Genomic DNA, 24,587 nt, shown 5'->3' with positions numbered 1-24,587 from the left:
TGCAGCTTGCTTAACGATCTACACCCCGTTCGCCCCGAGATATTCTCTGACCTTTTCAAGGTCCAGCTCTCTGACCGGGATCGGGCGCTTCGCCTCCAGCATGCGCACGACGAACAACTCGCCCGCTTCGGGATATTCGGCGAACCGTTCCTGGGCGATCCGATTGCCGTCCGGTCCCGCCACCCACAGCCCGTCCAAATGTGCCTCCAACCGCTCGACCAGCCGCGCGAGCCGCTCGGCGTCCATGTCGGGATTCTCGTCCGGGTGCAGCAGGTGCCGGTCGTAGACTGTCCACAGGAACGCCGCCATCTCCGCGTGCTGGCGCACGATTTTCGGAAGGACGGGTGCGCGCGGCATCAGTTGAGGTTGACCGAGCCACCGCGGATACGATTTGCCGCACTGGCATGGCTGGTGACATATGTGCCGCGAATGGTGATATGACCGTCTTTTTCCAGGATGATGGTCGCTTTGCCGCAGCGGAGTTCGACGCGTTCCTCGCCATCGATCCGCACCTGGCGCCCGTCACTGTACGCCCGCGGCTTCCGGTCGCGGGTCGGATCGACAATGCGTCCGACGATCAGCGGACGTATTGGATCCCCCTCCTCGAACAGCAGTGCCACTTCGGAGGCGATCGCGTCCGGACCCAGCGCGACGAGGCTCTTCGCCTTGAGCGCAGTCTCCTTTGGATTGCCTGCGAATACGACCAGCGGCGTGGCCTCCTCGAAGCCCAACAGAACGCCGATAACGACACCCTCGATCCGCGATTTCAACGCAACCATTTCGAACCTCAATTCTGCAGTATGTTGCTGCCCTTCATGACGATATCGCTCGAAGCGTCGACATTGATCTTTCCCGAACCTTTGACCGTAATGTCCTTTCCCTTGATGGTGATAGTTCCATCCTTCTTCATAATGATCTCGGCACTACCGGTCTTGATCGTTATCGAGTCCTTGGCTTCGATGGTCAGGTTCTTGCCGACCACCATCCCCGCATCCTCGCCGACTTGGGTAAGGCTCTTCTTGCCGATCTTGAGTTCATGCGCGCCGCCGACCTGGGTCGAGTTGTCCTCGCCCACCTTGACGATCCACGTCTTCGCGATCTCCGAATTCTGCGCGCCGCCGATCTTGACGCCCTGATCCGCGGCGATTTGCACACTCTGGCTGGCACCAATGTTCCAGCTGTCATCCGCGCCGATATCATGGCTCTGCGCCGCCCCCACGCTGACCGACCGCGAGGCCCCGATCGTATTGTCTTGCGGACCGCCCACGGTCCGGGTCTCGGATGCTCCAACCGAATCGACCCGCGCCGCGCCAACGGTCACCGTCTGGACGATCGCTACGGTCTGCGTGTGGTTGGCGCCGATCGTTTCGGTGGAGTTCGAACCGATGCCGATCGTCTCGTTGGACCCCACCGTCAGCGACCGGTTCGTCCCCACCGTTTCGGTGTCGTTGTTGCCGATGTTGGTGGTCTGATCGACGCCGACCTTGACCGTCTTGTTGTTGCCGACGTCCTCGTCGAGGTTGTGGCCGACGGAGTGCTTGGCGTCGTGGTCGATGCGGTCCGACTGATCGTGCTGCACCAGCTTGGTGCGGTCGTGCTTGATCAGAAGGTTGTGGTCCTTCTGGGCCTGGAAATTGACCAGTTCGGAGCCGGCCTTGTCCTCGAACATCAGCTCGTTGTAGCCGCCACCGCCCTTGGAAGAGTCCGACTTCCAGCCGGATTGGGTGGCGCTGCCCGGCAGCCCGTAGGGCGGCATCTGCGAAGCGTTGTAGACCCTGCCGGTGATGATCGGCAGGTCCGGATCGCCTTCGATGAAATCGACGATCACCTCCTGGCCGATGCGCGGTATCTGGATGAAGCCCCAGCCGCTGCCGGCCCAGGTCTGCGAGACGCGCACGAAGCAGGAGCTGTTCTGGTCCTTCTTGCCCAGCCGGTCCCAATGGAACTGCACCTTCACCCGGGCATATTTGTCGGTGAATATTTCTTCGCCCGAAGGTCCGACGACGGTTGCCGTCTGCGGCCCGCGCATGATCGGCCGTGGCGTGATGCGTGGTGGACGATAGGGTAGAGCGGTGGGCGCCACGCCGAGGATCACCTTGAAATTCTCGCCATCGGTGTCGACGCCGGCCCGGTATCCCGGGTCGAACAGCCTGTATTCGGCGCTGACCACCAGATATTCCTGGTTCTGGTCGTCGCGAGGGAAGCCTTCGAGTGTGAAGGTGCAGCCGGAAAACAGACCGCGCACGGTTCCGACCGCGGCGATGCGCTTGTGCACCGCCTGAAGCTCCTCGCGCCGTATGCCGGCCAAGGTGTCGCCACGGCCGACCTCCAGATGGGCGCCGGGCTGGCGGTAGTTCTCGCCGGCGGCCAGCTTGTGGCCGAACGCCTGGTCTGACTTGGCCATCAAATCGGCAGCCGGCTTCTTGAAGTCGTAATCGGTGTGAGCATAGGCGCCCGGCCGCACCGAACTGCCCGGAATCCATTCGGTGATGTATTCGACATCGCGGCGCGAGCCCTGGCCTTCGAAGTGATAGGGCACTTTTTCATAGCCCGGCGCCGGCTTCAGCTTGCTCATCGCATCAGCCAGGACCAGCGTGTGCTCGCCATCGCCGTGCTCGAAGAAATACAGGATGCCCTCGTGCTCGAGCAACCGCTGCACGAAATCGAGGTCGGTCTCGTCGTATTGCACGCAATATTCGCGGGGAGGATATGACCCCTGCAGGCGCTTTTCGAACTTGGCGACGCTGTATTTGGAGAAGATCGCCTCGACGATCTCGACGACGCTCTTGTCCTGAAAGATGCGGCAGTCGGTGGTGTTGCCGAGGAACCATAGCCACGGCCTGACGATCGCCTCGTAGTGAGCCAGGCGATCCTCGATGCGGGTCAGGCGAAAATCCGAGATGAGGCCGCTGAACCAGCGCTTCGGATCGGATTCACCTTCGATCGAAACCGCCCCGCCCAGCATCTTCAACGGATCGATGTCCGAGCTGGTGCTGACAAATCCCACCGTGTAGGCAAAGCAGCGGCTGATCTCATCGCGACCGATGAGATTGGTGAAGGTCAACAGCTCGGCGCCAACCGGTGTCTGCACAACCGCGGCGCGTTGTTCACTCGGCATGGGTCGTGCCCCTCCTGGACGCGGCCGCTAGTGTGGCGGATTTGAAGCTCCTGTTGTGTTAACGGCATCACGTTCAGGAACTTTTCGCATCCGCGATGTTGAGCCTACCACATGTTCTCCTTGCGGCCAAAGCGGACGCGCGGTGACGGAACCCTTTGATCGGTTTGAAAGGCGGCTGTCCCCCTGCGCGCGCAAGCTGCTAGAATGGCGCAGTGCCGATCAGCGATTGCCAGGCGATTCCGGATGTTCATCAGTCTGCAGATCAACAATGTCGATGTCCTGCCCGCCGGCCTGCCGCTCGGCTACAGATCGCGTGATCGCAGCTTCGAGATCGGGCGCGAGAATTGCGACTGGAGCCTGCCCGACCCGGACAAGTTCATCTCCGGCCGGCATTGCGAAGTTCGCTACGAAGGCAACGCATTTTGGCTGCATGACGTCTCGCGCAATGGCACCTTCGTCAATGGATCGAACCAGCGCCTCGCCGGCCCGCACCGGCTGGTTCAAGGCGATCGGCTGCGGATCGGCCGCTACATCGTTTCGGTGTCGATCGATGCCGAGAATGCGGCGTTCGACGTGGGCAATCCTGGAACCGGCCACGGCTCGACGCAGCGGCACACCGGGGTCGGACAAGCTCCGGAGCGCGCCATGCCGCCGCCATCGCGGGTCACGCCTTCCCTGCCGGCCGCCGGCCAAGCTGTCGAAGCGGACGAAATCCTGCGCAGGATCGCCATTGGGGCCGGCATTCCGGCGGAAGTGCTGCTGCATCGCCCGTCGCATGAAGTGGCCGGCGAAATCGGCTCGATCCTGCGTATCGTCGTCGACGAGCTGGTTTTGCTGCTGAAGGCACGAGCCGCGGCAAAAGTCCTGGTCAAAAGCAGCGACCGAACGATGATCAACGCCGCCGACAACAATCCGTTGAAGTTTGTCCCGGGGACGGACGAAATCCTCGAGATCATGTTCGCACGCCGCAGGGCCGGCTATCTCGATGCCAGGCACAGCATCGAGGACGCCTTCCACGACCTCAAGACCCATGAATTCGCCACCTTCGCCGCCATGCAAGCGGCGCTGTCGCGGCTGCTCGACGACCTATCGCCCGAAGCGATTGCCAAAAAGCTTCCGCCGTCGTCCTTTGCCTCGAAAAAGCCGCGCGCCTGGGATGCCTTTGTCGCGACATGGCGGGCAAAGGAGGAAGCCCACGAAAACGGCATGCTGGACATATTCCTGGCCTATTTCAGCGAGGCCTATGCTAAGGCCGCCAAACAGAAACAGACCGGGAAGAGCTAAGGTCGGTTTGAGGGCGCGGGCCGGATACGGCTGCAGCGCGAGGCGTTCTTCGGGCGCGCAACCGACGCTGCTTTGTCAGCCGGCGCAGAAAAATTTCCTCGCCACGCGCATCCGGTTTCAATCGGCAACTTCTGAGATTACGATCACATACGACAGTTCGCCAAGCGGGTACGGTTGATTGACCTGGGGGTCTGCGGCAAATGTCTTGGTACGGCGAGACAGCGTTTTGTAGTCAGCGTTTCTGCGCGTGCGCGTCGACGGAAGCTCGACGATGAGCTCAAAGGACGATCCTTTCGGCCCGGCGGGCAAAACCATCATTCGCGCCAATCCCGGCCGCAAGCAAAAAACGACCCTCGCCCGCGACAGGCCGACGCCCGACAGCACGATACTGGCATCGGCAAAGACCCGGGATTCAACTGTTTTCGATCCCACTGCCGGCCAACAAGCACCACCGGACGGGGCAACCGGAACGGTGATCTATCAAGGCGTGCCGTTTGTGGACGACGCCGCCATGCCGGCCGGCTCTCCCGGTCCCGCTGGACAGCCACCTCAAAGTGCCGCCGAGACGGTACGAAACGCCCCTGAGGGTGCCCTCCTCACTGCCGGCGACGGCGTCGACTATGGCGCTGCAAACCCGATCATTGTTGCCGCTGCGCCGCTGCTGATGCTGCTGGGTCATCTCCGATTGGTGGCTGTCGAGAGACAGGCTGAGCCGCTGGCGGATCGCGCTGTCGAACTGATCGAGGAATTCGACAGCAAGATCGCGAAAACCGATACCTCCGAAGAGGATGCGCGCATTGCGAAGTTTGTGCTTTGCGAGACCGCTGACGACATCATCGCAAACCTGCCCGGTTCCAACCACGACTTTTGGGCGCAGCACGGCATGCTGTCGCAATTCTTTCAGCTCAAACCGACCGGCGCGGGTTTTTTCCAGGCGCTGAACACGGTGCTGGCTGCGCCGGAGACCCACTGCGACCTGATCGAACTGATGCATGTCTGCCTGTCGCTGGGGTTCGAAGGCCAGTATCGCGGCTCGGCGCGCGAAGACGGCGGTCTCGAACGCGTCCGTCGCGACGTCCACGAGACGCTCGCCTATTTCAGGACGGGCGGTGACGACGAGATCTCGCCGCATTGGCAAGGCCTGTCGATGACAGCAGCGCAAGCCTCGAGGCGGGTGCCGCTCTGGGCGATCGCGGCCGCGACGACGGCCGTTTTGACGGCGGCGTTTTTCGCGCTGCGGGTTTTCATCACCAACGAAGGCGATGCTCTTGCCGGCGAATTGCTGGCGCTCAATCCGGCGACACCGATCACCATCGAACGCGCCAGCTTCGTCCCGCTCACCGAGGAGGTAAAGGTCGTCGCTGCACCGACGATTGCCCAGGTCGATCGCATCCGCGCCGCGCTGGCCAAGGAGATCGAGACCGGCGGCGTGAGTGTCGGCACCAAGGGCGATTTCATCGTCGTGGAAATCAGCAATGTCCTGCTGTTCCAGTCCGGAAAAGCCGACGTCAAGCCCGAGTTCGAACCGGTTGCGGCGCGCATCGCGGCGGCTCTCGATACCGAGCGAGGCCCGATCAAGATCATTGGCCACACGGACAATGTCAAACCGCGCAAGTCGAGCGAGTTCAAATCGAATTTCGACCTTTCCGTCGCCCGCGCCAAGTCGGTCGAAAAGATGATGGCACCGCATTTCAGTGATCCATCGCGCACAAGTGTGGACGGCAAGGGCGAGGACGAACCGATTGCCGACAACGCAACCCCGGAGGGCCGGACCAAGAACCGTCGTGTCGATGTGATGATCCCGCGGGAGGAGACGCTGTGACCGGGATCGGCTGGAAGCGCCCATGATCTGGCTTTTGCGGATCTTCAGCACGCTTGCACTGGCCGGCTTTGCCGCCGCGGTCTGGTATGCGGGGCCGTTGATCCGCTTCGCCGGCTCGCGACCGCTTGAGCCAGTCTGGCTGCGCGCGACGATCATCGGTGTCGTCGTCGTATCCGTGGTGGTCTGGTACGGGCTCCGCTTCTGGCAAAGGCGCAAGGCGCAGAAAGCGCTGGAAGCCGCCATAGCCAGCGCCAGCGACGACGGCAGCGATGCAAAGGTGCTCGAGGCTGGCATGAGCGAGGCTGTCGCGACGCTCAAGCGATCGAGCGGCAAGCGCAACTTTCTCTACGACATTCCCTGGTACATCATCATCGGCCCGCCGGGCGCCGGCAAAACCACGGCGCTGGTCAATTCCGGGCTGAAGTTTCCCCTCGCGGGATCGGGCCAGGCGCAGCCGGTCGCGGGCGTCGGCGGCACGCGCAATTGTGACTGGTGGTTCACCGACGAAGCGGTGCTGATCGACACGGCCGGGCGCTATACGACGCAGGATTCCAATGCGCAGACCGACAAGAAAAGCTGGCTGGCATTTCTGGCGCTGCTCAAGAAGCATCGGGCCAGGCAGCCGATCAACGGCGTCATCCTGGCCATCAGCCTTGCCGACCTGATGGCCCCCGACGATCGGGCGCCTGATGCCCATGTCGTCGAAATCCGCAGCCGTCTGCAGGAAATCCACGAGGTCCTGAAGATCCAGTTCCCCGTCTATGTGCTGTTCACGAAGGCCGATTTGGTCTCCGGCTTCATGGAGACTTTCGGCGGTTTCGATGACGCGCGCCGACGGAAGGTGTGGGGCGCGACATTCCAGACCGCGGATCGCGGCCTGAACATGGTCGGCGAGGCCCCGGCCGAATTCGACGCTCTGGTAAAACGCCTGACCGAGGGCATGACCGACAGCCTGCAGCAAGAGACCGATCCCGTCGCGCGCATTGCCATCTTTGGCTTTGCGGCCCAGCTCGGCGCGCTCAAGGGGCGCGTCATCCATTTCCTCAACAGCGTCTTCGAGCCGACCCGCAAACAGCTGAATGCCACTCCGCGCGGCCTGTATTTTTCGTCCGGCACCCAGGAGGGCACACCGATCGACCAGCTGCTGGGCAGTATCGGCCGCAGTTTCGGCAGCAGCGCCCAGCCGCATCTTTCCGGCACCGGCAAGAGCTTCTTTCTGCATGATTTGCTGAGCCGCGTCATTTTCGCCGAGTCGGGATGGGTCTCCTATGACAGGGCGGCCGACAGGCGGGCCGCGATCGCCCGTTTTGGCGGCATGGCTGTTATCGCAGCAGTCGCGGCTGCCGGACTTGGCGCGCTGGGCCTGAGCTTCGCCACCAACCGATCGCTGATCGCCGCCACCAACCAGGCCGTCAGCCAATACCGCGACACCGCCGCTCCGCTGCTCAAAAGCACGACCGTGTCCGATGCGGACCTCGAAACCGTGATCGGCGCGCTGGATGCGCTGCGCAGCTTGCCGGCCGGCTACGAAAGCAGGGAACAGCCAACGCCGGCCAAGGCGACGCTCGGTCTCAGCCAGCGCGAAAGACTGCTTTCGGCGTCGGAAACGGCCTACCGGCAGGCCCTGGAGCGCATGTTCCGCTCCCGCCTGCTGTTTCAGCTCGAACGAACGATCGACGCCAAGATGGCTGATCCGATGGCACTCTACGAGCCATTGAAAATCTACCTCATGCTTGGCGGCAAGGCGCCGAAAGTGGACGACGAACTGGTCGTCACCTGGTTGAAGCGGGACTGGGAGCAGAACCGATACCCGGGAGCGAGCAACCGCGATGGGCGCGTGCAATTGGAGAAGCATCTGCGCGCCATGCTTGTCCTTGACGACGCCTATGATCCACTGTTCGAACTGAACCGCTCGCTCGTCGAATCCGCCCAGCGCTCGCTCGGACGCATGACGCTTGCCGATCGCGCAACCGCGCTCATCCAGTCGGCGACCTATGCTGCGGCGCTGGACGATTTTTCGGTGTCCCAGCGCGCCGGCCCGGAAGCGTCGCTGCTGTTCGAGCGCAACGATGGCAATGATCTGTCGAGCCTTCGTGTCCCCGGGCTCTACACCTATGCCGGCTTCGATTTCTACCTCGCCCAGCTCGCCAGGATTGCGCAGGCGCTTGTCGACGACCAATGGGTGGTCGGCAGCGGTGGCGAGCAAGGCGGCTTCGACCAGGAATTGCTCAAACTCGGCCCCGAGCTGCTCGATCGCTACGGCAAGGGTTTTGCTTCGCAGTGGAACGAGGTTCTCGACAGATTGAAGTTCAAGGCGATGGTGGCCGACAAGCCGCAATATCTCGCGCTGTCCGCAGCCGGGTCGCCAACCTCGCCGATCATGCAGCTGTTCGAGGCGATTGCCCGCGAAACGGCTTTGACACGCGAGCGCGACCCCGGCAGCACCGAGAGCGGCGCAAAGGAGACCGCGGAGCGCGCCAAGGGCCTCGCCCGCATCGGCATCGAGCTGGCGGCGCGCAAGTCACAGGCGCGCGCCGGCGCGGCATTCGTCAACGCACCGGGCCAGGATCCAGGGGCGAACATCGAAGCGCAGTTCCGGTCGTTCCAGGCCCTGGTCGCCGGTGCTCCCGGCCAACGCCCGATCGACGCCTTGACCCAGAATTTCCGCGAAATCTATCAAAGCGTACGACTGGCGGCCGATGTTCCGGCCCAGACGGATCAGGTCAACGCCAATCTGCAGCTGCAGATTTCGACCCTTCGCGCCAACGCCTCGCGCCTGCCGAAGGCGCTTGCTCGAATGGTCAGTGCCGCGGCGGACGATTTTGAAGGCACCGCCGCCGAAACCTCGGTCGCGCATCTCAATGAAATGCTCGACGAAGCGGTCGCCCGCCCGTGCGAAGAGGCCATCGGCGGCCGCTTTCCGTTCGCCCCGGCCGCTACCGACGACGTGCCGATGGCGGATTTTGCCAAACTGTTCGCTCCGGGTGGCGTGCTGGACAGATTTTTCGCGCAGAATCTCGCCTCCCTGGTCGACATGAGCGCTCAGGATTGGGAGTGGAAACAGGATACGAAGTTCGGCCGCAGCCTGGCGAAATCGACGCTGAAGGACTTCCAGCTTGCGGCGCAGATTCGCAGCGCTTTCTTTCCGTTGGGCGGCCCAGTTCCATCGGTCAACTTCACCTTCACGCCGCTGTCGTTGCATGGCGACGCCGACACCGCGCAGCTCAATATCGATGGTCAGATCCTGCAGGCCACCCAGGCCGGCAACACGCCGGGCCTGGTGACCTGGCCGGGCATTTCCGGATCGGCCAGTCTGAGTCTGACGCCGGAACTTCCAGGCCGCGAGTCGGCACTCAAATTCGACGGGCCATGGGCGTTGAAACGGCTGCTGGACAAGGGGTCGAACACGGACAACGGCGACAGTCTCGAAGCCCGTTTCGTCATTGGCGGACGCGATGTGGCTTACACGATCCAGACGGGGGCAGGCAGCAATCCCCTTATGCTGCCGGCACTATCCGGGTTCAGCTGTCCGAAGGCTTTCTAGTGGAGATCGCATGGAAAACAGGCCGATCGACTTCTTGCAGCGGCATCCCGCCTGGCACTACTGCCGGCTTAGATTTCGATATTCTAATGGGTGAGCGTGTGGCAGACTGCCCATGCGCGCTCAACAACGCGTTGCGGAGGAGCGCTTGGAAAGCGCTGACAGGCAAGTGAACGATGCCGCCTTTGAAAGCTACGGCGTGAGCCACAAGGGCTGCGTGCGTCACCACAATGAAGACAGTTATCTGGTCGAGCCGCAAATCGGTCTCTGGGTCGTGGCCGACGGCATGGGCGGCCACGAGGCTGGAGAAGTGGCTTCGGCAAGCATCGTCGAGCATCTGGCAACGATCGGCATCGCCAGTTCGGCACCCGACCTTCGGGCGCGCTTTGAAGATCGGCTTAGCCGGGCTCATGACGAGATCCGCCAGATTGCCCGATCGCGCGGCGTAACCATAGGCTCCACCGTCGCCGCTTTGCTGGCCATGGACGGCAGGTTTGCCTGCCTGTGGTCGGGCGACAGCCGCGTCTATCTGATCCGCAACCGCGAGATCTCGCAGATTTCGCGGGACCACACCGAGGTTCAGGAGCTTCTCGACAGCGGCATGATCAGCGCGGCCGAGGCTGAGAACTGGCCGCGCCGCAACGTCATTACGCGGGCGATCGGCGTCAGCGACGAAATCGCCATCGACTTCCAGCAAGGAGAGACCCTGGCGGGAGACGTTTTTGTCCTGGCTACCGACGGCCTGACTGCCCATGTCAGCGATGCCGAGATCGCGGCAGCGGTGGTCGCGGCAGCGCCGCAGGCGGCATGCGAAAGCCTTTTGGCAACAGTCCTCGAACGCGGCGGGACCGACAACGTCACCATCGTGCTGGTCAAGATCAGAGACAGAGGGAATGGTTCGGACCTGTCCAGGGCGGGAGGCCGCAGCCAATGAGTGCCGACGACAAGACGCGGCTATTGCCCAACATGGCAGACACGACCGTCGGCACCCAGCTCAGCGGCATTTACGAACTCGACGAACGTATCGCGTCGGGCGGGATGGGCGAGGTTTATCGCGGGCACAACATCCAGACCGGCGACCATGTTGCGATCAAGATCGTGCTGCCGGAATTCGCCCGCGACCAGACGATCCTGTCCCTGTTTCGCAAGGAAGCATCAATCCTCAACCATTTGTCGCACGACGCTGTCGTGCGCTATCACGTCTTCACCATCGATACCGGGATCGGACGGCCTTACCTGGCGATGGAATTCGTCGACGGCGAGTCCCTCTACGATGTCATGCGTCGCGGCGCGATGGCGACGGAAGATGTGCGCAAACTGTGCCACCGGCTCGCTTCGGGCCTCAGCGCCGTGCATGAGGCAGGGGCGATCCATCGCGACCTGTCGCCGGACAACATCATCCTGCCAGGCGGCCGGGTCGACCGCGCCAAGATCATCGATTTCGGCATCGCGCGTTCGGCGACCATCGGCGGCGAGACGCTGATCGGCGGAAAATTCGCTGGAAAATACAACTACGTCTCGCCGGAGCAGCTTGGGCTCTATGGCGGCGATGTCGGCGAACAGTCCGATATCTACAGCCTGGGTCTGGTGCTGGCTGCCGCGTTGCGCGGCAAGCCGATCGACATGGCCGGGTCCCAGTTCGAGATCGTCGAAAAGCGCCGAACCGTGCCGGACCTGTCCGATATCGATGCCGATTTTCGACCGATCATCGAAGCAATGCTGCAATCGGCGCCGCAGGACCGACCGGCAAGCATGGCCGACATTGCGGCAATGACACGCGGCAACACGTCGGTGGAAACCGATCGCACCACCGCCGTGAGGGCGCGCGACGAGCGAACAGGCGGAATACAGACCGGGCGCCCGGTTTCCATCACCCCATCGACCACGCCGCCGCCTGCCGCCGTTCCGTTGTCGAGGGCCGCAATTCCTGAAGGCGACGAGCCGCGTTTCGTTCCGCACATTCGCCCGGCACATCTGTCGCAGCCGAAGGCGCCGCTGATTGCCCCAGCTCGGGCGATCCCGGCAAAGAAGCCTGCAACGACGGGGAAGCTGACGATTGCGGCGCTGGCAGCAATTGTCGTTGCCGTCGGCGTGGGTCTCTATGCGTCCGGTTTCGTGGATTTCGGGGGCGGCTCGTCCATCAACACTCCCGCCAAGACACCGCCGCTGCAACCCGACCTGTCAAAAAAGCCGGCCGCCGTGGATGAGCAGGCGAATGTCCCGGAACCGCCGGCGGCCAAGCCACCGACGCAGCCGCAAGCAGAGACTACCCCGGCGGCACCAGAACCCCAGGCCAAAGCGACGCCGTCTGCCGCAGCACCATCGCCGCCTGTCGCAGCCCCGCCGCCGACCGAGATCGTTCCGCAGCCAAAGCCGGACACATTGAACAGCACTGAGCAGAAGCCCGCTCAGCCGGTCGACAAGGCTGTCGAGCTGCAGCCACCGGCCGAGCCGGTCCCGGCACCGCCAGCAGCCCAGCCAGATGTCGTCAAGAGCGCAGAGCCCGAGCCGCCGGCCAGCCCACCAGCAGAGCCCCAGGCGGCCGCCCCCGAACCGATTGCGCCAGCACCAACTGCGCAAGTACCCGACCCAAGCCAGCCCAATGCAAACAATGCACAAAACCAGCCGGCTGACACGCCGGCGCAGAAACCGGCCGGCACGGCCGTCGTCTTGAATGTGCCCAAGCCGGAAACCCCGCCGGCGCCTCCCGTCGACGACAACGCGCAGCGGGTCGCCTGGGTTCGCGACTTCAGCGGCGGCGACTGCTTTTATGCGACGGTCACGTCAGCCACCGAAACGGCCGTGGCGATCGAAGGCATCGGCACGACAGTCCCGCCTTTCCAGCAAATGCTGGGCGACTTCCAGGCAAGGTTCCATGTCGAGCCCGACGTCAGTGTCCGGCTCATCGAGCCAAGCCAGTGCGAAGTCACCAACTTCCTGCGTTTCCTGGGCGCCGGTGCGGCCGACAAGCCGCAGCTTGTGCTCGATCAGACGTCGGTGCCGAACGGCTCGCCGATCAGCGGCACGCTGGTGACGCATGGCGGCCTGGTTTCCAGTGTGCTGCTGATCGACCACAAGGGCATGGCATTCAACCTCGACGACCGTGTCATCGCAGAGTCCGACAAGGCTAGCTTCAGCATCCCGATCGGTCTCGGCGCCGCCGACAAGGCCACCGGCAAGGCCGTACCGCAGCTCATCATGGTGATCACCGGCCCGGAGGAAATTCAGGCGGCATCGTTTTCGACGCCGATGCCGGCCTGGGAGCTGCTGCCAAAAATTCTCGAGGAGATCGGAACGAAAGGATCCGAATACTCCGCGACCGCCAAGTATTTCCGGCTCGGCGGGTAGCATGGACGCCGATGGAACCCCGCCGCCCGCGCTCGACATGCCCGCCCGCAGTCCCGCCCGAAAAGCAGCGTGACGCGGTTCGAGCCCTGCTTGCGCTGACGGCGCGTATGAAGCTTGCCGTGATTCTGGGCGCGGCATTGCTGGTGCTGCTGTCGGCCGGCCAGGCCCGCGCCGAATTCACCGTCTGCAACCAGACGCTCGACGTCGTCAACCTCGCCGTTGGCCAGAAGGTCGACAATGCCGACCAGACCGACGGCTGGTGGACCATCGGCGCCAATCAATGCGTCAACGTCATCCGCGAGGAACTGACGAACCGCTACATCTACATCTATGCGACGGACGTTTTTGGTCACGCGATCCTGAGCGGGGCGACCGACATGTGCATCGAGCGGCGGCGCTTCTCGATCCGCGGCATCGAAGAGTGCTGGCAGCGTGGCCATATCGCCGCGCGATTTGTCGAAGTCGATACGCTCGACCAGGCGCGGTGGACCTTCTTCCTGACTGGAAGCAGTCCGTGACGCACAGCATCGACACCAGCTTCAAGCAAAAAAGGCAGGCGCGTGCCGCCCTTCGCCGGCGCAGGCTTTGGCTCGGGCTGGCCGTCGGCATTGGCGTGATCGTGCTGTGTTCGATTGCCGCCGGTTTCTACTACACCGCCGACTATTGGTCGTTCGGCGACGAGGACGAGGAGCTGCATGCGGTCGAAGGATCGGACGATGTGCCGGCCGACGCTTCGGTCTATGTACCGGCCATCATCGACCTGGCGGGAGACCCGATGTGGATCACGCTGGCGCCAGAGGCCGGCGCGGCGACGAAGGGCAAAGTGATCCCCCGCCCGGCCGAACTCGATCAGGCCGGCGTTTCGCCGCAGATTGAAATTCTGTCCGACGTGATGCTGAGCGCCAGCGAAAAATTCATGACCACGATCCCATCGACGCAGGAGGATTTCGCCTTCTTCCAGGCGCAGCGAAAGACCGCCGCTGCACCGCCCGAACCACCCGAACCGCCATCCGGCGATCTGCAAAACGATCTTCAGCCCTCGCCCAGCACGGACGAGGCGCCAGCCGCTACCGCCCCCCAGGCGGCCACCGACGACCCCGAAGCCGGCTGGGGCGAAACAATCGATGCCGGCGAGGCCGCCCTGCCCGCATTCCAGAAGACGCAGGTTGAAAACAACACCAGCGTCGCAACCGTCACCAACGAGTACCAACGCTTCGAAGCGACTGAAGACACGTTCGTGAAGATCCTCAACGACCGCAGCCTGGATAGCGTCGCGCTGGACGCGCATTTTTCCGCCGACGACGCCAGGCTGGCGGGCGAAGCCCTGAAGGCGCTGTTCAATCGGGACAGCCTGGAACCGGGCTATGTCGTCGCCATGCGCGGTTTCAGGCCGACGCGCGAGACGACGACGATGTCGCTGATGCAGGTTTCTATCTACGCCAAGAACGTCTTTGTCGGCACGCTGACGCGCAATGCCGCGGGCGCGTTCGTCTCCGGTGTCGACCCATGGGTGCGTGAGGATCTGTTCAACTATTCGGGCGCCGAGGCCGAAGGCACGCACAAAAGGCAATACCGCCTGCTCGATGCAATCTACTCGACGGCGGCGCGCAACAACGTTCCGACCGGCGTGATCGGCGAAGCGATCATGTATCTGTCGAGAGGCGAGGATCTGGATGCCTTCGCCAGCGAGGACCAGCGTCTGGTGCTGATTTATTCGCAGACGCCGCGCGGCAAGGACGAGACATCAGGACGGGTGTTGTATGTCGGCGTTCAGGGCAGCGAAAAGAGCCTTGACTGTTTCGTCTTCCAGCAAAGCGACGGCCAGTTCGCCTGCGTCAGCGGCGACGACCAGGTTCGCTCGCTGACGGTCGCCAACGGCATGGTGACACCGGTCAACGGCGTCATGACCTCGACTTTCGGCCCGCGCAAGCATCCGATCCTCGGTGTGGTTCGCATCCACAAGGGCGTCGATTGGGCAGCACCGGTGGGGACACCGATCGCCGCCGCCTTCGATGGCGAAATCACTTTCCAGGGCGATGGCGGCGGCTACGGCAATGTGGTGAAGATCGCGCATGCCGGCGGACGCGAAACGCGCTACGCGCATATGTCGAAATTCGCCATCGCGAGCGGTGTCGGCACCAAGGTGAAGGCCGGCGACATCATTGGCTATATCGGCACCACCGGCCTTTCGACCGGGCCGCATCTGCATTTCGAACTCTATCAGAACGGCCAGGCCATCGATCCGCTGGGCACGGTAACGGTGACCGCGGTCGCGACCGACGATGTCGCCGTCGAAACGCTGACCGACCGTATCGTCCATGTCGAAAGCGGCGGCAGCGCGCGCGCCAAGAACCCGCTGTCTTCGGCAACCGGCGCCGGCCAGTTCATCTCGAAAACCTGGATCAGGATGATGAACACCTACCGTCCTGAACTGGCACGCACGCTGTCGACCGCCGACCTTTTGGCCCTGCGCTACGACGCCACCATCTCGCGCGAGATGGTGCGCAACCTGGCGCGCGAGGGCGAGGCCTATCTCAGGGCGCGCGGCCACCAGATCACGGCTGGCCGACTCTATCTCTGTCATTTCCTCGGCATGGAAGGCGCCCACCAGGTGCTGGCGGCGCCTGGTTCGGCGCAATTGAGCGCCGTGCTCGGCTCGGCCGTCATCCAGGCCAACCCGTTCCTTACCGGCAAGACCGCCAGCTATGTCGTGGACTGGGCCGAACGGAAAATGGGGCAAAAGGTCAGTCGCGTGGCCACCGATGCAAGCCCGCAGACGACGACCACGGAGATCCGCCAGACGTCGCCGGAGTTCGAAAAATACAAGCAGGCTGTGACGGCTCTCATAGGCTCGATTCAGAATACGCTTTGAGCCTGTCCCTCGCGTTTCACCGGCAGACCATTTTATAGGAAACTTTTTTCGAGCCCTTTGTGAACCAAAACTGTGGTCGAGATCACATACGCCCAAGAGCCATTTTGGCAGAAGCGACTTGTGTCGCTGATGAAATTTAGCATGAGCAGACATCAATAGCGCGCCCCGGATGGGGTGGAGGACTGGTCGATGAAAGCGTACGCCGTCTTTCTGAGCGGATTCATCCTGTTTGTCATGGCCTCGCTTGGCGCCCAGGCTGCCACGCCCGACGCCAAGCGCGTCGCACTGGTCATCGGCAACAGCAAATATGTCCATGCCGTTGCCTTGCCCAATCCCGCCAATGATGCGCACCTCATCGCATCGACGCTGCGCAATGCCGGCTTCCAGGTGATCGAGGGTGTCGACCAGGACAATGCTGGCATGCACAGCCTGATCAGCCAGTTTACCGAGCAATCCTACGACGCCGACCTCGCCGTGATTTTTTATGCCGGCCACGGCATGCAGGTCGACGGCAAGAATTTCCTGATCCCGGTCGACGCCGAACTGACATCGCCGGCCTATCTCAAGACCCGCACCATTCAGATCGACGATTTCATGGCGGCGTTGCCGCCTGAACCGGCGGTTGGCATCATCATCCTCGACGCCTGCCGCGACAATCCGCTGGCCAGGACGCTTGCCGCCTCGCTGCCGAAGTCGCGCTCGTTGGGCGCTGGCCTGGCCCCGGTCGAAGCGAAATCCGACGGGGTTGGCACCGGCGGCCTGCTGATTGCCTATGCAACGGATCCGGGCGCCATCGCATTCGACGGCAACGGCGTCGACAGCCCCTACTCCACGGCACTGGCCAGGCACCTGACCGAACCCGGCGTAGAAATCCAGAGCGCGCTGACGCGAGTGCGCGGCGAAGTGACCGAAACCACGCAAGGTCGCCAGCGGCCCTGGCACAACGCCTCGCTGGGACGCGAGGTCTTCCTTGGAAAACCTGCCGCGGAAGCAGTGCCTGCCGAAAAGCCAGTCGCCGACGCATCGAAGGGCACCACGACGACTGTTGCGCCCGTGGCAACCAATGATCCTCCGTCCTGGGAAGTCGAACAGCGGCTCTGGGATGAGGCTTCCAAGCGCAATTCCGTTCCGTTCTACGAAGCCTATCTCGACCAGTTTCCGAACGGCCGCTTCGCCACGGTGGCGCGGCTCAACATCGATGCGTTGAAGGACCCGAAGGCCGAAAACCGGCAGGTCGCGGCAGTCGACACGGACGAGGCGAACGCCAGTTCCGGCTCTGCCGTGCGAACTTCGGTCGGTGTTTCGGACGAGGTGAAGCAAACGCCCGGCACCGAGTTGACGGAAGCTGCGATCGGGCTCGATCGCGACGGCCGCATCGATCTGCAGCTGCGCATCGAAGCCTTGGGCAACGAACTTGGCCGCGTCGACGGCAATATCGGTCCGCAGACCCGCCAGGCGATCGGCATCTGGCAGGGCAAGAACGGCCTGCCGCAGACCACCTATCTGACGCGCGAGCAGCTGGCGTTCCTGGTGATCCAGACGGATCCGATGATGGATCAGGTCCGCGCCAGATACGCTGCCGATCAGGCCCGTGCGGCGGCGCCGAAAAAGCAGGTGGTGCAGAAGGTCCGCACACAAAAGCCGGTGGCGCAGAAGCCTCGCAAGAAACAATTGGTTGTTCAGCGCAACCGCGAGACTGTGGTGCGAGAGGATGAGCCGCCGCAGAACAACAACGATTTCCTGACCAAGGCGCTGATCTTCGGCACCGGCGTGGCGGTGGGCGGCGTGCTCAAGAACTGACCGCCGGCATCCAGACGCAGGGCGGCCTCGAACCGAAGGTCGAGGCCAGCGAGATCCGGAACCGATTTTGGACAAAGAGATAGAGCCCCATTTCGATGATCTCGAGATGGGGCTCTATGTCACTGTTTGGGCACGATCTCTCCGAAGACCAGATTCACTATTGCGTCTTTATCCGCATTTCCACCCGGCGGTTGGCAGGATCGTAGGGGTTGGGGCTGCGGGGGTTCTTTTCGCCCAGGCCGATCGCGTTGATGCGGCCGGCCTCGACGCCGCTGGCCGTCAGGAAGGCCGCCACCGACTTCGCGCGGCGTTGCGACAGGCCCTCATTGTAGGGCACCGTGCCGGTGGCGTCGGTGTAGCCCTCGACGACGAAGTCGAGGCTGCTCAGCCGGCTATCCTTCAGCGCCTTGGCGAACTCGCCAAGTTCAGCGCGCGCCGTCGTGTCGAGCTCGGCTGAATCCAGCCCGAAATTGATCAGCATATCGAGGCTGGTTTTTTCGGGCGGCCCTTCCTTTGCCTTGGTCTTGCTTTTGCACTCGTCCTCGGTGCCGACGCAAATGCCACGCGCCTTGCCGAGATCGGCCGCACCGGCAAAAAACTTCACGATGTCTTCTGATTTCTGAAGCGGATCGGCGGAAGCGTGGCTCGACAAGAGCACGACCGCCAACGCATAGACTGAACTGCCATACTTCATAACGGTTACTCCTCTTTGAGCATCCGATTTCGTTGGTCATCCACCATACCAAATTCCAAAGCCGCTGTCTGTGAACAACCTCATGGATGCCGCAGTGGCCGATGCTACCCAGAGCAACGGACAGAGACTTGACCCGCGCCTCGCCGGAGGCTTGAGTGCTCGGTGAGGAAAAAATAACAGCGATGGCCAACGGGCTCCAGTTCAAAACCGCGCGCGATCTCTTCGCTGCGAACGCCGCTGCCGCCCGCGACATGACGGCCGTTCCCACCGACCAGCCTTCGCTTGAGTTTTGCCGCCTGCTCCTGGCGGGACGGACACCTGAAGAGGCGATCACCTTCTGCGCCTACCTTTTGCCTGACCGGGCCGCGATCTGGTGGGGCCATGAATGCCTGGGCCACCTGACCGAACTGCTCGAAGAGCAGGACCGCGCGCTGCTGGCGCTTGTTCAGGACTGGGTCAGCGATCCGTACAATCCAGGCCGCCTCGCGGCAGTCGACGAAGCGGCGGCGGCACAGCAGAGGACGCCGGCCGTCTGGATTGCGCTCGCGGTAAAATGTCATCTCAATGGTTCTGGAGTGGAGCGGACAAATGGGTCGAGCCCGCGGCCGCTTTCCGCCGCCCATGCCGTCAATGCCGGGATCTTGACCGGATTGGCGCGGGTGGCGATCGCGGACCGCTCCTCCGTGCTGTCAGCCTTTGTCGAAATGGGCATCCAGCTGGCCGAGATCGAGGCGCTGCGTTAGGCAGAGCCCTAGCATCACTTGCAGCCACCTTGCGCCCATCTACCCAGCGCCACCTTGAAGCGCGTGCCCAGCGGGTGCTGCAGCCGCAACACCGAGACGTCATTGGTGACGTAGGTCTTGGCCTGGTCGCACAGCCGCTCCTCGGTCCATTGATGGCAGTTGCTGCATTGATTGTCCCAGACGGACTTTTCGAGGCCTTCGACCGGACTGAAATGCGGCTTTCCCTGGATCAGCTGGGCGATGCTCTTGCCGTCGATCGCCGGGTCGCCGAAGTTGACCGGAACGTCGAAAAGGATTGGCGCGTCCGAGCCCAGCTTCGGGATTTCCTGGCGCAGCTGTTCCAGCGCTGCCTGCGCGTTGGCGTCGGAGGAAGACGGCGTGGCCGCGCCGGCGCCATTGCTGCGCGCCGGCGAACCGGTCTCGGCCGCCGCGGCGTCGGAATCGCCGACGATCAATGGCGCATTGAGATCGACCTTGTGAAGCACGACATCGGTTGTCAGCGAGACGTTGATCCATGGCCGCTGTTTGCCGGCGGTGGCCTTGAACACCTCTGATGTAACCCGGTTCATCGCCTCGGTGATCGAGACGTTGGCGTCGCCGATATGGGCCAGCAAGGCTGCCGAGAACGGCGAATGTTCGCCCGATCCGTCATAGGCTACCTGGTTGGGGCTGGCGGCGAAGGCGACGAGCGTACCGGCGCCACCGTTTTCGATCGGGATTTCGGCCAGGCCGCTGCTTGCCGCGCTGCCGGTCTCCTTCGCCAGCACGTCGGCCAGAGGATTGTCACGGCACGCATCCAGGAACACCAGCCGGATGCCCGATTCACGCGACATCTGCCGCAGGACGAAATCCACCTGCACGGCTTCGAAGTCGAGCGAGGTTTCGTCCTCCAGCGCGGCATCGACAGGCAGCAGATAGTTGTTTCCCCCCACCTGCAAGCCATGGCCGGCATAGAAGAAAAGCGCGATATCGGCGCCGCGCACCTGCTTTGCAAATTGCGCGATTTTCTCCTGCGTCTGCGATTTGGTGAGATCGAAGCCGGAGATGACTTCAAAATCCAGGGTCTTCAGGCGATCGGCCATCGCCTGCGCGTCGTTCACCGGATTGGGAAGCGCCGGCGCGTTCTGGTAGTGGGCATTGCCGAGCACCAGGGCGATGCGGCGTTCGGCATTGGCTGCGCTCAAACCCCAAACCAGCAGCAGCACGGCCAGACCGATGCCACGCAGGAGGCCGCTGCAATTCGCAATCAGATTGAAACGCACCGTTACGACAAATCCCTGTTCAGTTGACGAGCGGCGTGGCGGAAAACTCGATGCGCCGGTTCAGCGCCTTGTTCTTCGGCGTGTCGTTGGGCACCACCGGCCGTTCCTCGCCGTAGCCGGTGGCCGCGATCTGTGTCGACGGAATGCCGGCTGCGATGATCGCGTCGGCCACCGCCCTGGCGCGCCGCTCCGAAAGGGTTTTGTTTGCCGCGGGCGAGCCGTCGGAATCGGTATGGCCCGACACCTCGACCTTCAATTTCGGACATTTGCCGACGACGTCGACCACCTCGGCCAGCAACGGCCGGCTCTTTTCGTCGAGCCGCGCGCTTGCCGGGCGGAAATAGATGGCTCCGGTGCGCGAAAGCACCGCAAACCGGTTCATGCATTCGTCCTCGCTGAAGGTCGTTTTCGCGGCGTCGGTAGCGACCGGTCCGACTTCGGTTGCAGCACCCGCGGCAGCGGCGACAGCCGGCGGCGCCTGTTTTGCGCCATCGGCGGTGAAGACGAAGTCGAAGGACACCGAAGCGGTCGGCACGATGCTGCTGACATTGGCGGCCTGCTGCAGCTTTTCGACGTTGGGAAGCAGGCCAAAATCCTCGACATGGACCGCGACCGGGGCGTCCGAAGCGATCGACACCATGGAGTCGGTGATCATGGTGACGACGGCCGTGGCGACAAGGTCCTTGTCGACGCCGTGCAGGCTGAGCCGGAATGGAATCTGCGCCGTCATCCGCCGCTTCGTCGCCAGATCGGCGAAGGCGGCAGGATCGACTTTCGCGGTCACTTCGGCTGTCGGGAATTTGAAGGTCTCGAAGAACAGGAACCGCATGCGCACGTTGCGCAGATCGATACCGGTGTCGACCGAGTTGAGATCAAAGGTCACCTTGGCGGCGCCGTCCGCTGTCAACGTGCCGGAGAGGTTCCTGATCTTGTTGGTCTCGACAATGGTGTTCTTCTTCACCGATTGGTAGGTGAGGGTCGAGTTTGCCGGGTCAAGCGTCCAGTTCGGCTTCGCATTCGCCGCTTCCGGTGCGAGCAGCAACAGCCCCAACAAAGCGGCGACCAGAGCCAGGGTGCTGACGATGCGCCGGCCCTTCAAAATCGACCCTTGCTGCCGAAAAAATCCGACGACCTCGAACATGGATGCCCCCCGCCTTAGGACAACAGACTTCAGTTCCGGTCACGGCGGTCGAACGCGGTGACGCTGGCGAGCATAGAACATTCGGTTTTGCTTTACGAGTAGCGCCAGTGTCCCGTGGCCGACGCGTTCGTCGGTCTGGTGGCGTGGAGAGTAATCAACACGCTGTGATCGGCCTCGGCACTGTGATCGGGTACGTGCCAGCCGGCATGGGAGCCGCCGTTCGGTCTCCCTACAATCCCCATATCCGCTTGGCATTGGCGGAGAGCAGCTTTGACCGTTCGTCGGCGCTGGTTCCGCCAAGCAGCGCATGCGTCGCCGCCACCCAGGTCGCAAGGCCGCCGCCAAGCGTGCAGACCGGCCAGTCGCTGCCCCAGACGACGCGGTCCCAGCCGAAGCAGCCGATGGCGTGCTCGACATAGGGACGCAGTGTCTCGACGGTCCATGACCCGGCGGCATAGGCGACCACGCCGGAAATCTTGCCGACGACGTTGGGGCGCCGCGCGATGTCAGCCATATGCTCGCGCCACGGATGCTCATTGGCGCCCTTGATGTCGGGCACGCCGCAATGGTCGAGCACGAACTGCACATCCGGCGCGAGATCGGCGAGCGCGATTGCGCTCGGGATCTGATGCGGCAGAACGACGAGGTCGAAGGTCAGGCCGGTGCCGGCAAGCCGCTTGATGTTTTCGCGAAACAGCGCGGCTTGCGAAAGCTCGTCCGGCATGACGTGGAGCACCCGGCGAAACCCCTTGACGAAGGGATCGGTTCGCTGACGCTCGAGATAGGCGGCAAAGCCGGGCTCCTCCGGTCGGCACGAGGCAATGGCGCCGCGCAGCAAACTGCCCTTCTGATGTGACTGTGCCTTCACATGGCTGGTTTCAGCCTGGATGTCGGCCGGATCGACATCGACCTCCATGTGCAAGGCAGCCTCGATGCCGGCACGGCGGGCCTGGATCGCATATTCGTCGTAGGAGTGGTCGCGGTTGAGCGCCGGCACGCCGGCGAGCCAGGGATAGCGCAGCGCGGAGAGGTCGATCAGGTGCAGATGCGTGTCGACGATCATGACCTGCTTTCCTCCTTGGCGACTTCAAGCCCTTGCATCTGTAGACCCGTCATTCAAACGGGAACCCGGCTGGCCCAAAGCGCGCCGCGCTCGAAGATCGTGCGCATCTGCGGCACGTCGAACTCATCGGCCGTGTGGCCGAGCGCGCTGTAGAAGACGCGGCCCTTGCCGTAACGCCGCTTCCAGACGACGGGCATGACGACGCCATCGATGAAGTCGAGGTGTTCGCCGGTAAAAGTCGTCGTCGCCAGCACCTCGTTGGTCGGGTCGACATGCATGTAATACTGCTCCGAACGGTAGGCGAAATTGCCGACGCCCTGCACGATCGGATCGTCGGCTCTGGTGATGTCGACGCGATAGTCGATGATGTTGCCGGGGTGCGCCACCCACTGGCCGCCGGTCATGAACTGGTATTCCGTCTCGTTGCGAAAGCTGTCGCACATGGTGCCGTGAAAACCGGCAAGGCCGGTTCCGCTCCTGACCGCATGGGTGAGGTTTTCCAGCTCCGGCTTCTCGATCGTCGTCATGGTGATCACCGGGACGATGAGATCGAATTCAGAAAGCTGCGGGTTGGCGAGCGCCGAGGTGCCCTGCTCCAGGCGCACGTCGAAGCCGTGGCCGGTCAGGATCTCCTTGACCACACCGGCGCTGCGGGCCGGGGTGTGGCCTTCCCAGCCGCCCCAGAAAATCAATGCTGTCTTGGCCATGATGTCGTTCCTATTCCAGAATGCCGAAAGGCAGGTCGGCGCGCATCGGCGCCGGCCTGCCGCAGCCATGTTTCAGGTCGATGCGCTGCCCGATCTCCGCCGAACGGACGATCTGTTCCATGATCTCCAGGACATGCAAGGAAAGCTCAAGACTGGCGCGGTGCTGCCTGCCCGACACGATCGCCTGCGCCATGTCGGCAAGGCCGAGGATGCGGTAGTTGCCGTCGCCATAGGCATGGAGCTGATCGGCCAGCGTCCAGTCGCCCTTGCGCAAGCTGGTCCTGATGTCGCCCTGGAACTGGTTCGGATCGGAGACGACCATCGAGCCCGAGGTGCCGTAGAGCTCGATGTGATTGTGCTCGTGCTTCCAGACGTCGAAGCTGGTGGTGATCGAAACCGCCGCCCCATTCTCGAACGCCAGCAGGCCGGAAATGTGGGTCGGCACCTCGACTTCGATGGTCTGGCCTGCGCGTGGACCGGAGCCGATGGTGCGGGTGGCGTAGGATGACTTCGCCTGCCCGGTCACCGATTTCACCGGCCCGAGAAGATTGACCAGGCAGGTGAGGTAGTAGGGACCCATGTCGAGCATCGGCCCGCCGCCGGGCTGGTAGTAGAAATCCGGGTTCGGATGCCAGAGCTCGTGACCAGCCACCTGCATGAAGGCCGAGCCGGCAACGATGGTGCCAATGACGCCTTCGTCGACAAGCCGGCGTGCCGTCTGGTGCGAGCCGCCAAGAAAAGTATCGGGCGCGCAGCCGACGCGCACGCCCTTTTCGCGCGCGGCCGCAACCAGCCGCTCCGCATCAGTGAGCGTCGTTGCCAGCGGCTTTTCCGAATAGACATGCTTGCCTTGCGCCACCGCCTGCAGGCCGACCGGCACATGATGCTGCGGCGTCGTCAAATTGAGCACGATCTCGACGCGCGGATCGGCAAGCAGCGCCTCGACGGTCATCGCCGCCAGACCGTAGGCCTGCGCCTTGGCTTCGGCAGCCGCCGGGTTGATGTCGGCGACGCCGACGATGTCGAGCACCGGAAATTTTGGCGAAGCCTTCAGATAGGCGTCCGAAATGTTGCCGCAGCCGATGATGCCGATACCGATTCTTCGCAAAGTCTTCTCCCAGCTGCGCCGCGACATAGATAGGGAAGCCAAACTGATTTGTCTCCCCTTTCCCGCCAGCAATGGCTCGGGCAG

Annotated in this window: 18 protein-coding genes; 9 read left to right on the top strand and 9 right to left on the bottom strand. The window is 63.1% G+C overall.

Annotated features, from left to right (window positions below; translation table 11 throughout):
- Positions 1-18: 18 nt before the first annotated feature.
- Genes AC1DVW_RS20540 through AC1DVW_RS20530 form a run of 3 tightly spaced genes read right to left on the bottom strand, consistent with a single transcriptional unit; the run spans position 19 to position 3,118 of the window.
- Positions 19-357: a hypothetical protein gene (locus AC1DVW_RS20540; protein ID WP_477325460.1), complete on the bottom strand. Its 339-nt coding sequence runs from the start codon at positions 355-357 to the stop codon at positions 19-21.
- A complete protein-coding gene (locus AC1DVW_RS20535; RefSeq protein WP_477325458.1) occupies positions 357-779 on the bottom strand; it encodes a DUF6484 domain-containing protein in 423 nt (140 codons plus the stop codon). The genes AC1DVW_RS20540 and AC1DVW_RS20535 overlap by 1 nt, the downstream gene beginning before the upstream one ends.
- Positions 780-787: 8 nt before the next feature.
- Entirely contained in the window at positions 788-3,118 is a 2,331-nt protein-coding gene (locus tag AC1DVW_RS20530; RefSeq protein WP_477325456.1) for a type VI secretion system Vgr family protein, read from the bottom strand.
- Between the two features lie 243 nt (positions 3,119-3,361).
- Here AC1DVW_RS20530 and tagH point away from each other — a divergent pair, with 243 nt between their 5' ends.
- The 8 genes from tagH (at position 3,362) to AC1DVW_RS20490 (ending at position 17,785) form a co-directional block, all read left to right on the top strand.
- Positions 3,362-4,402, top strand: coding sequence for a type VI secretion system-associated FHA domain protein TagH (gene tagH, locus AC1DVW_RS20525; RefSeq protein WP_477325454.1), 1,041 nt, complete (start codon positions 3,362-3,364; stop codon positions 4,400-4,402).
- 271 nt (positions 4,403-4,673) lie between these two features.
- Positions 4,674-6,224, top strand: a complete 1,551-nt coding sequence (tssL, locus tag AC1DVW_RS20520; protein ID WP_477325452.1) for a type VI secretion system protein TssL, long form — start codon at positions 4,674-4,676, stop codon at positions 6,222-6,224.
- A gap of 22 nt (positions 6,225-6,246) precedes the next feature.
- Positions 6,247-9,768, top strand: coding sequence for a type VI secretion system membrane subunit TssM (tssM, locus tag AC1DVW_RS20515; RefSeq protein WP_477325450.1), 3,522 nt, complete (start codon positions 6,247-6,249; stop codon positions 9,766-9,768).
- Between the two features lie 145 nt (positions 9,769-9,913).
- Positions 9,914-10,699 carry a PP2C family protein-serine/threonine phosphatase gene (locus AC1DVW_RS20510; protein WP_477271522.1) on the top strand — a complete coding sequence of 262 codons (786 nt, stop codon included), beginning with the start codon at positions 9,914-9,916 and terminating at the stop codon, positions 10,697-10,699.
- Positions 10,696-13,113 (top strand): serine/threonine-protein kinase, encoded by a 2,418-nt coding sequence (locus tag AC1DVW_RS20505; RefSeq protein WP_477325449.1) that lies wholly within the window; start codon positions 10,696-10,698, stop codon positions 13,111-13,113. The genes AC1DVW_RS20510 and AC1DVW_RS20505 overlap by 4 nt, the downstream gene beginning before the upstream one ends.
- A 107-nt stretch (positions 13,114-13,220) precedes the next feature.
- The gene (locus AC1DVW_RS20500; RefSeq protein WP_477325708.1) at positions 13,221-13,631 is read left to right on the top strand and encodes a DUF1036 domain-containing protein; all 411 of its coding nucleotides are present in this window, start codon (positions 13,221-13,223) and stop codon (positions 13,629-13,631) included.
- Positions 13,628-15,985 (top strand): M23 family metallopeptidase, encoded by a 2,358-nt coding sequence (locus tag AC1DVW_RS20495; protein ID WP_477243229.1) that lies wholly within the window; start codon positions 13,628-13,630, stop codon positions 15,983-15,985. Before AC1DVW_RS20500 ends, AC1DVW_RS20495 begins: the two co-directional genes overlap by 4 nt.
- Before the next feature lie 189 nt (positions 15,986-16,174).
- Positions 16,175-17,785, top strand: a complete 1,611-nt coding sequence (locus AC1DVW_RS20490; RefSeq protein WP_477325447.1) for a caspase family protein — start codon at positions 16,175-16,177, stop codon at positions 17,783-17,785.
- A 157-nt stretch (positions 17,786-17,942) separates the two neighbouring features.
- Here AC1DVW_RS20490 and AC1DVW_RS20485 read toward each other — a convergent pair whose 3' ends face one another.
- Positions 17,943-18,479: an OmpA family protein gene (locus tag AC1DVW_RS20485; protein WP_477325445.1), complete on the bottom strand. Its 537-nt coding sequence runs from the start codon at positions 18,477-18,479 to the stop codon at positions 17,943-17,945.
- Between the two features lie 182 nt (positions 18,480-18,661).
- Here AC1DVW_RS20485 and AC1DVW_RS20480 point away from each other — a divergent pair, with 182 nt between their 5' ends.
- A complete protein-coding gene (locus AC1DVW_RS20480) occupies positions 18,662-19,222 on the top strand; it encodes a DUF6931 family protein (RefSeq protein ID WP_477325443.1) in 561 nt (186 codons plus the stop codon).
- Positions 19,223-19,236: 14 nt separating this feature from the next.
- On the opposite strand, the gene AC1DVW_RS20475 is transcribed toward AC1DVW_RS20480, so the two are convergent.
- From AC1DVW_RS20475 to AC1DVW_RS20455, 5 genes are all read right to left on the bottom strand, one after another.
- Entirely contained in the window at positions 19,237-20,484 is a 1,248-nt protein-coding gene (locus AC1DVW_RS20475; RefSeq protein WP_477325441.1) for a caspase family protein, read from the bottom strand.
- A gap of 19 nt (positions 20,485-20,503) precedes the next feature.
- Positions 20,504-21,625 carry an OmpA family protein gene (locus AC1DVW_RS20470; protein ID WP_477325439.1) on the bottom strand — a complete coding sequence of 374 codons (1,122 nt, stop codon included), beginning with the start codon at positions 21,623-21,625 and terminating at the stop codon, positions 20,504-20,506.
- A 229-nt stretch (positions 21,626-21,854) separates the two neighbouring features.
- Positions 21,855-22,688 (bottom strand): amidohydrolase family protein, encoded by an 834-nt coding sequence (locus AC1DVW_RS20465; protein ID WP_477325437.1) that lies wholly within the window; start codon positions 22,686-22,688, stop codon positions 21,855-21,857.
- A 53-nt stretch (positions 22,689-22,741) separates the two neighbouring features.
- Complete coding sequence (locus AC1DVW_RS20460; protein ID WP_477325435.1) at positions 22,742-23,395, bottom strand: ThuA domain-containing protein; 654 nt, start codon at positions 23,393-23,395, stop codon at positions 22,742-22,744.
- A gap of 10 nt (positions 23,396-23,405) precedes the next feature.
- Positions 23,406-24,503: a Gfo/Idh/MocA family protein gene (locus tag AC1DVW_RS20455; RefSeq protein ID WP_477325433.1), complete on the bottom strand. Its 1,098-nt coding sequence runs from the start codon at positions 24,501-24,503 to the stop codon at positions 23,406-23,408.
- Positions 24,504-24,587 lie beyond the last annotated feature (84 nt).

This window comes from Mesorhizobium sp. P3_B5, from assembly GCF_056402815.1.
This window is presented reverse-complemented; position numbering and strand designations above follow the sequence as displayed.

Coding starts and splice junctions, on each gene's coding strand:
- AC1DVW_RS20460 (WP_477325435.1), bottom strand. CDS start 23,395: ATGGCCAAGACAGCATTGATTTTCTGGGGCGGCTGGGAAGGCCACACC.
- AC1DVW_RS20500 (WP_477325708.1), top strand. CDS start 13,221: ATGAAGCTTGCCGTGATTCTGGGCGCGGCATTGCTGGTGCTGCTGTCG.
- AC1DVW_RS20540 (WP_477325460.1), bottom strand. CDS start 357: ATGCCGCGCGCACCCGTCCTTCCGAAAATCGTGCGCCAGCACGCGGAG.
- tssM (WP_477325450.1), top strand. CDS start 6,247: ATGATCTGGCTTTTGCGGATCTTCAGCACGCTTGCACTGGCCGGCTTT.
- AC1DVW_RS20485 (WP_477325445.1), bottom strand. CDS start 18,479: ATGAAGTATGGCAGTTCAGTCTATGCGTTGGCGGTCGTGCTCTTGTCG.
- AC1DVW_RS20530 (WP_477325456.1), bottom strand. CDS start 3,118: ATGCCGAGTGAACAACGCGCCGCGGTTGTGCAGACACCGGTTGGCGCC.
- AC1DVW_RS20465 (WP_477325437.1), bottom strand. CDS start 22,688: ATGATCGTCGACACGCATCTGCACCTGATCGACCTCTCCGCGCTGCGC.
- AC1DVW_RS20490 (WP_477325447.1), top strand. CDS start 16,175: ATGAAAGCGTACGCCGTCTTTCTGAGCGGATTCATCCTGTTTGTCATG.
- AC1DVW_RS20535 (WP_477325458.1), bottom strand. CDS start 779: ATGGTTGCGTTGAAATCGCGGATCGAGGGTGTCGTTATCGGCGTTCTG.
- AC1DVW_RS20480 (WP_477325443.1), top strand. CDS start 18,662: ATGGCCAACGGGCTCCAGTTCAAAACCGCGCGCGATCTCTTCGCTGCG.
- AC1DVW_RS20505 (WP_477325449.1), top strand. CDS start 10,696: ATGAGTGCCGACGACAAGACGCGGCTATTGCCCAACATGGCAGACACG.
- AC1DVW_RS20470 (WP_477325439.1), bottom strand. CDS start 21,625: ATGTTCGAGGTCGTCGGATTTTTTCGGCAGCAAGGGTCGATTTTGAAG.
- tagH (WP_477325454.1), top strand. CDS start 3,362: ATGTTCATCAGTCTGCAGATCAACAATGTCGATGTCCTGCCCGCCGGC.
- tssL (WP_477325452.1), top strand. CDS start 4,674: ATGAGCTCAAAGGACGATCCTTTCGGCCCGGCGGGCAAAACCATCATT.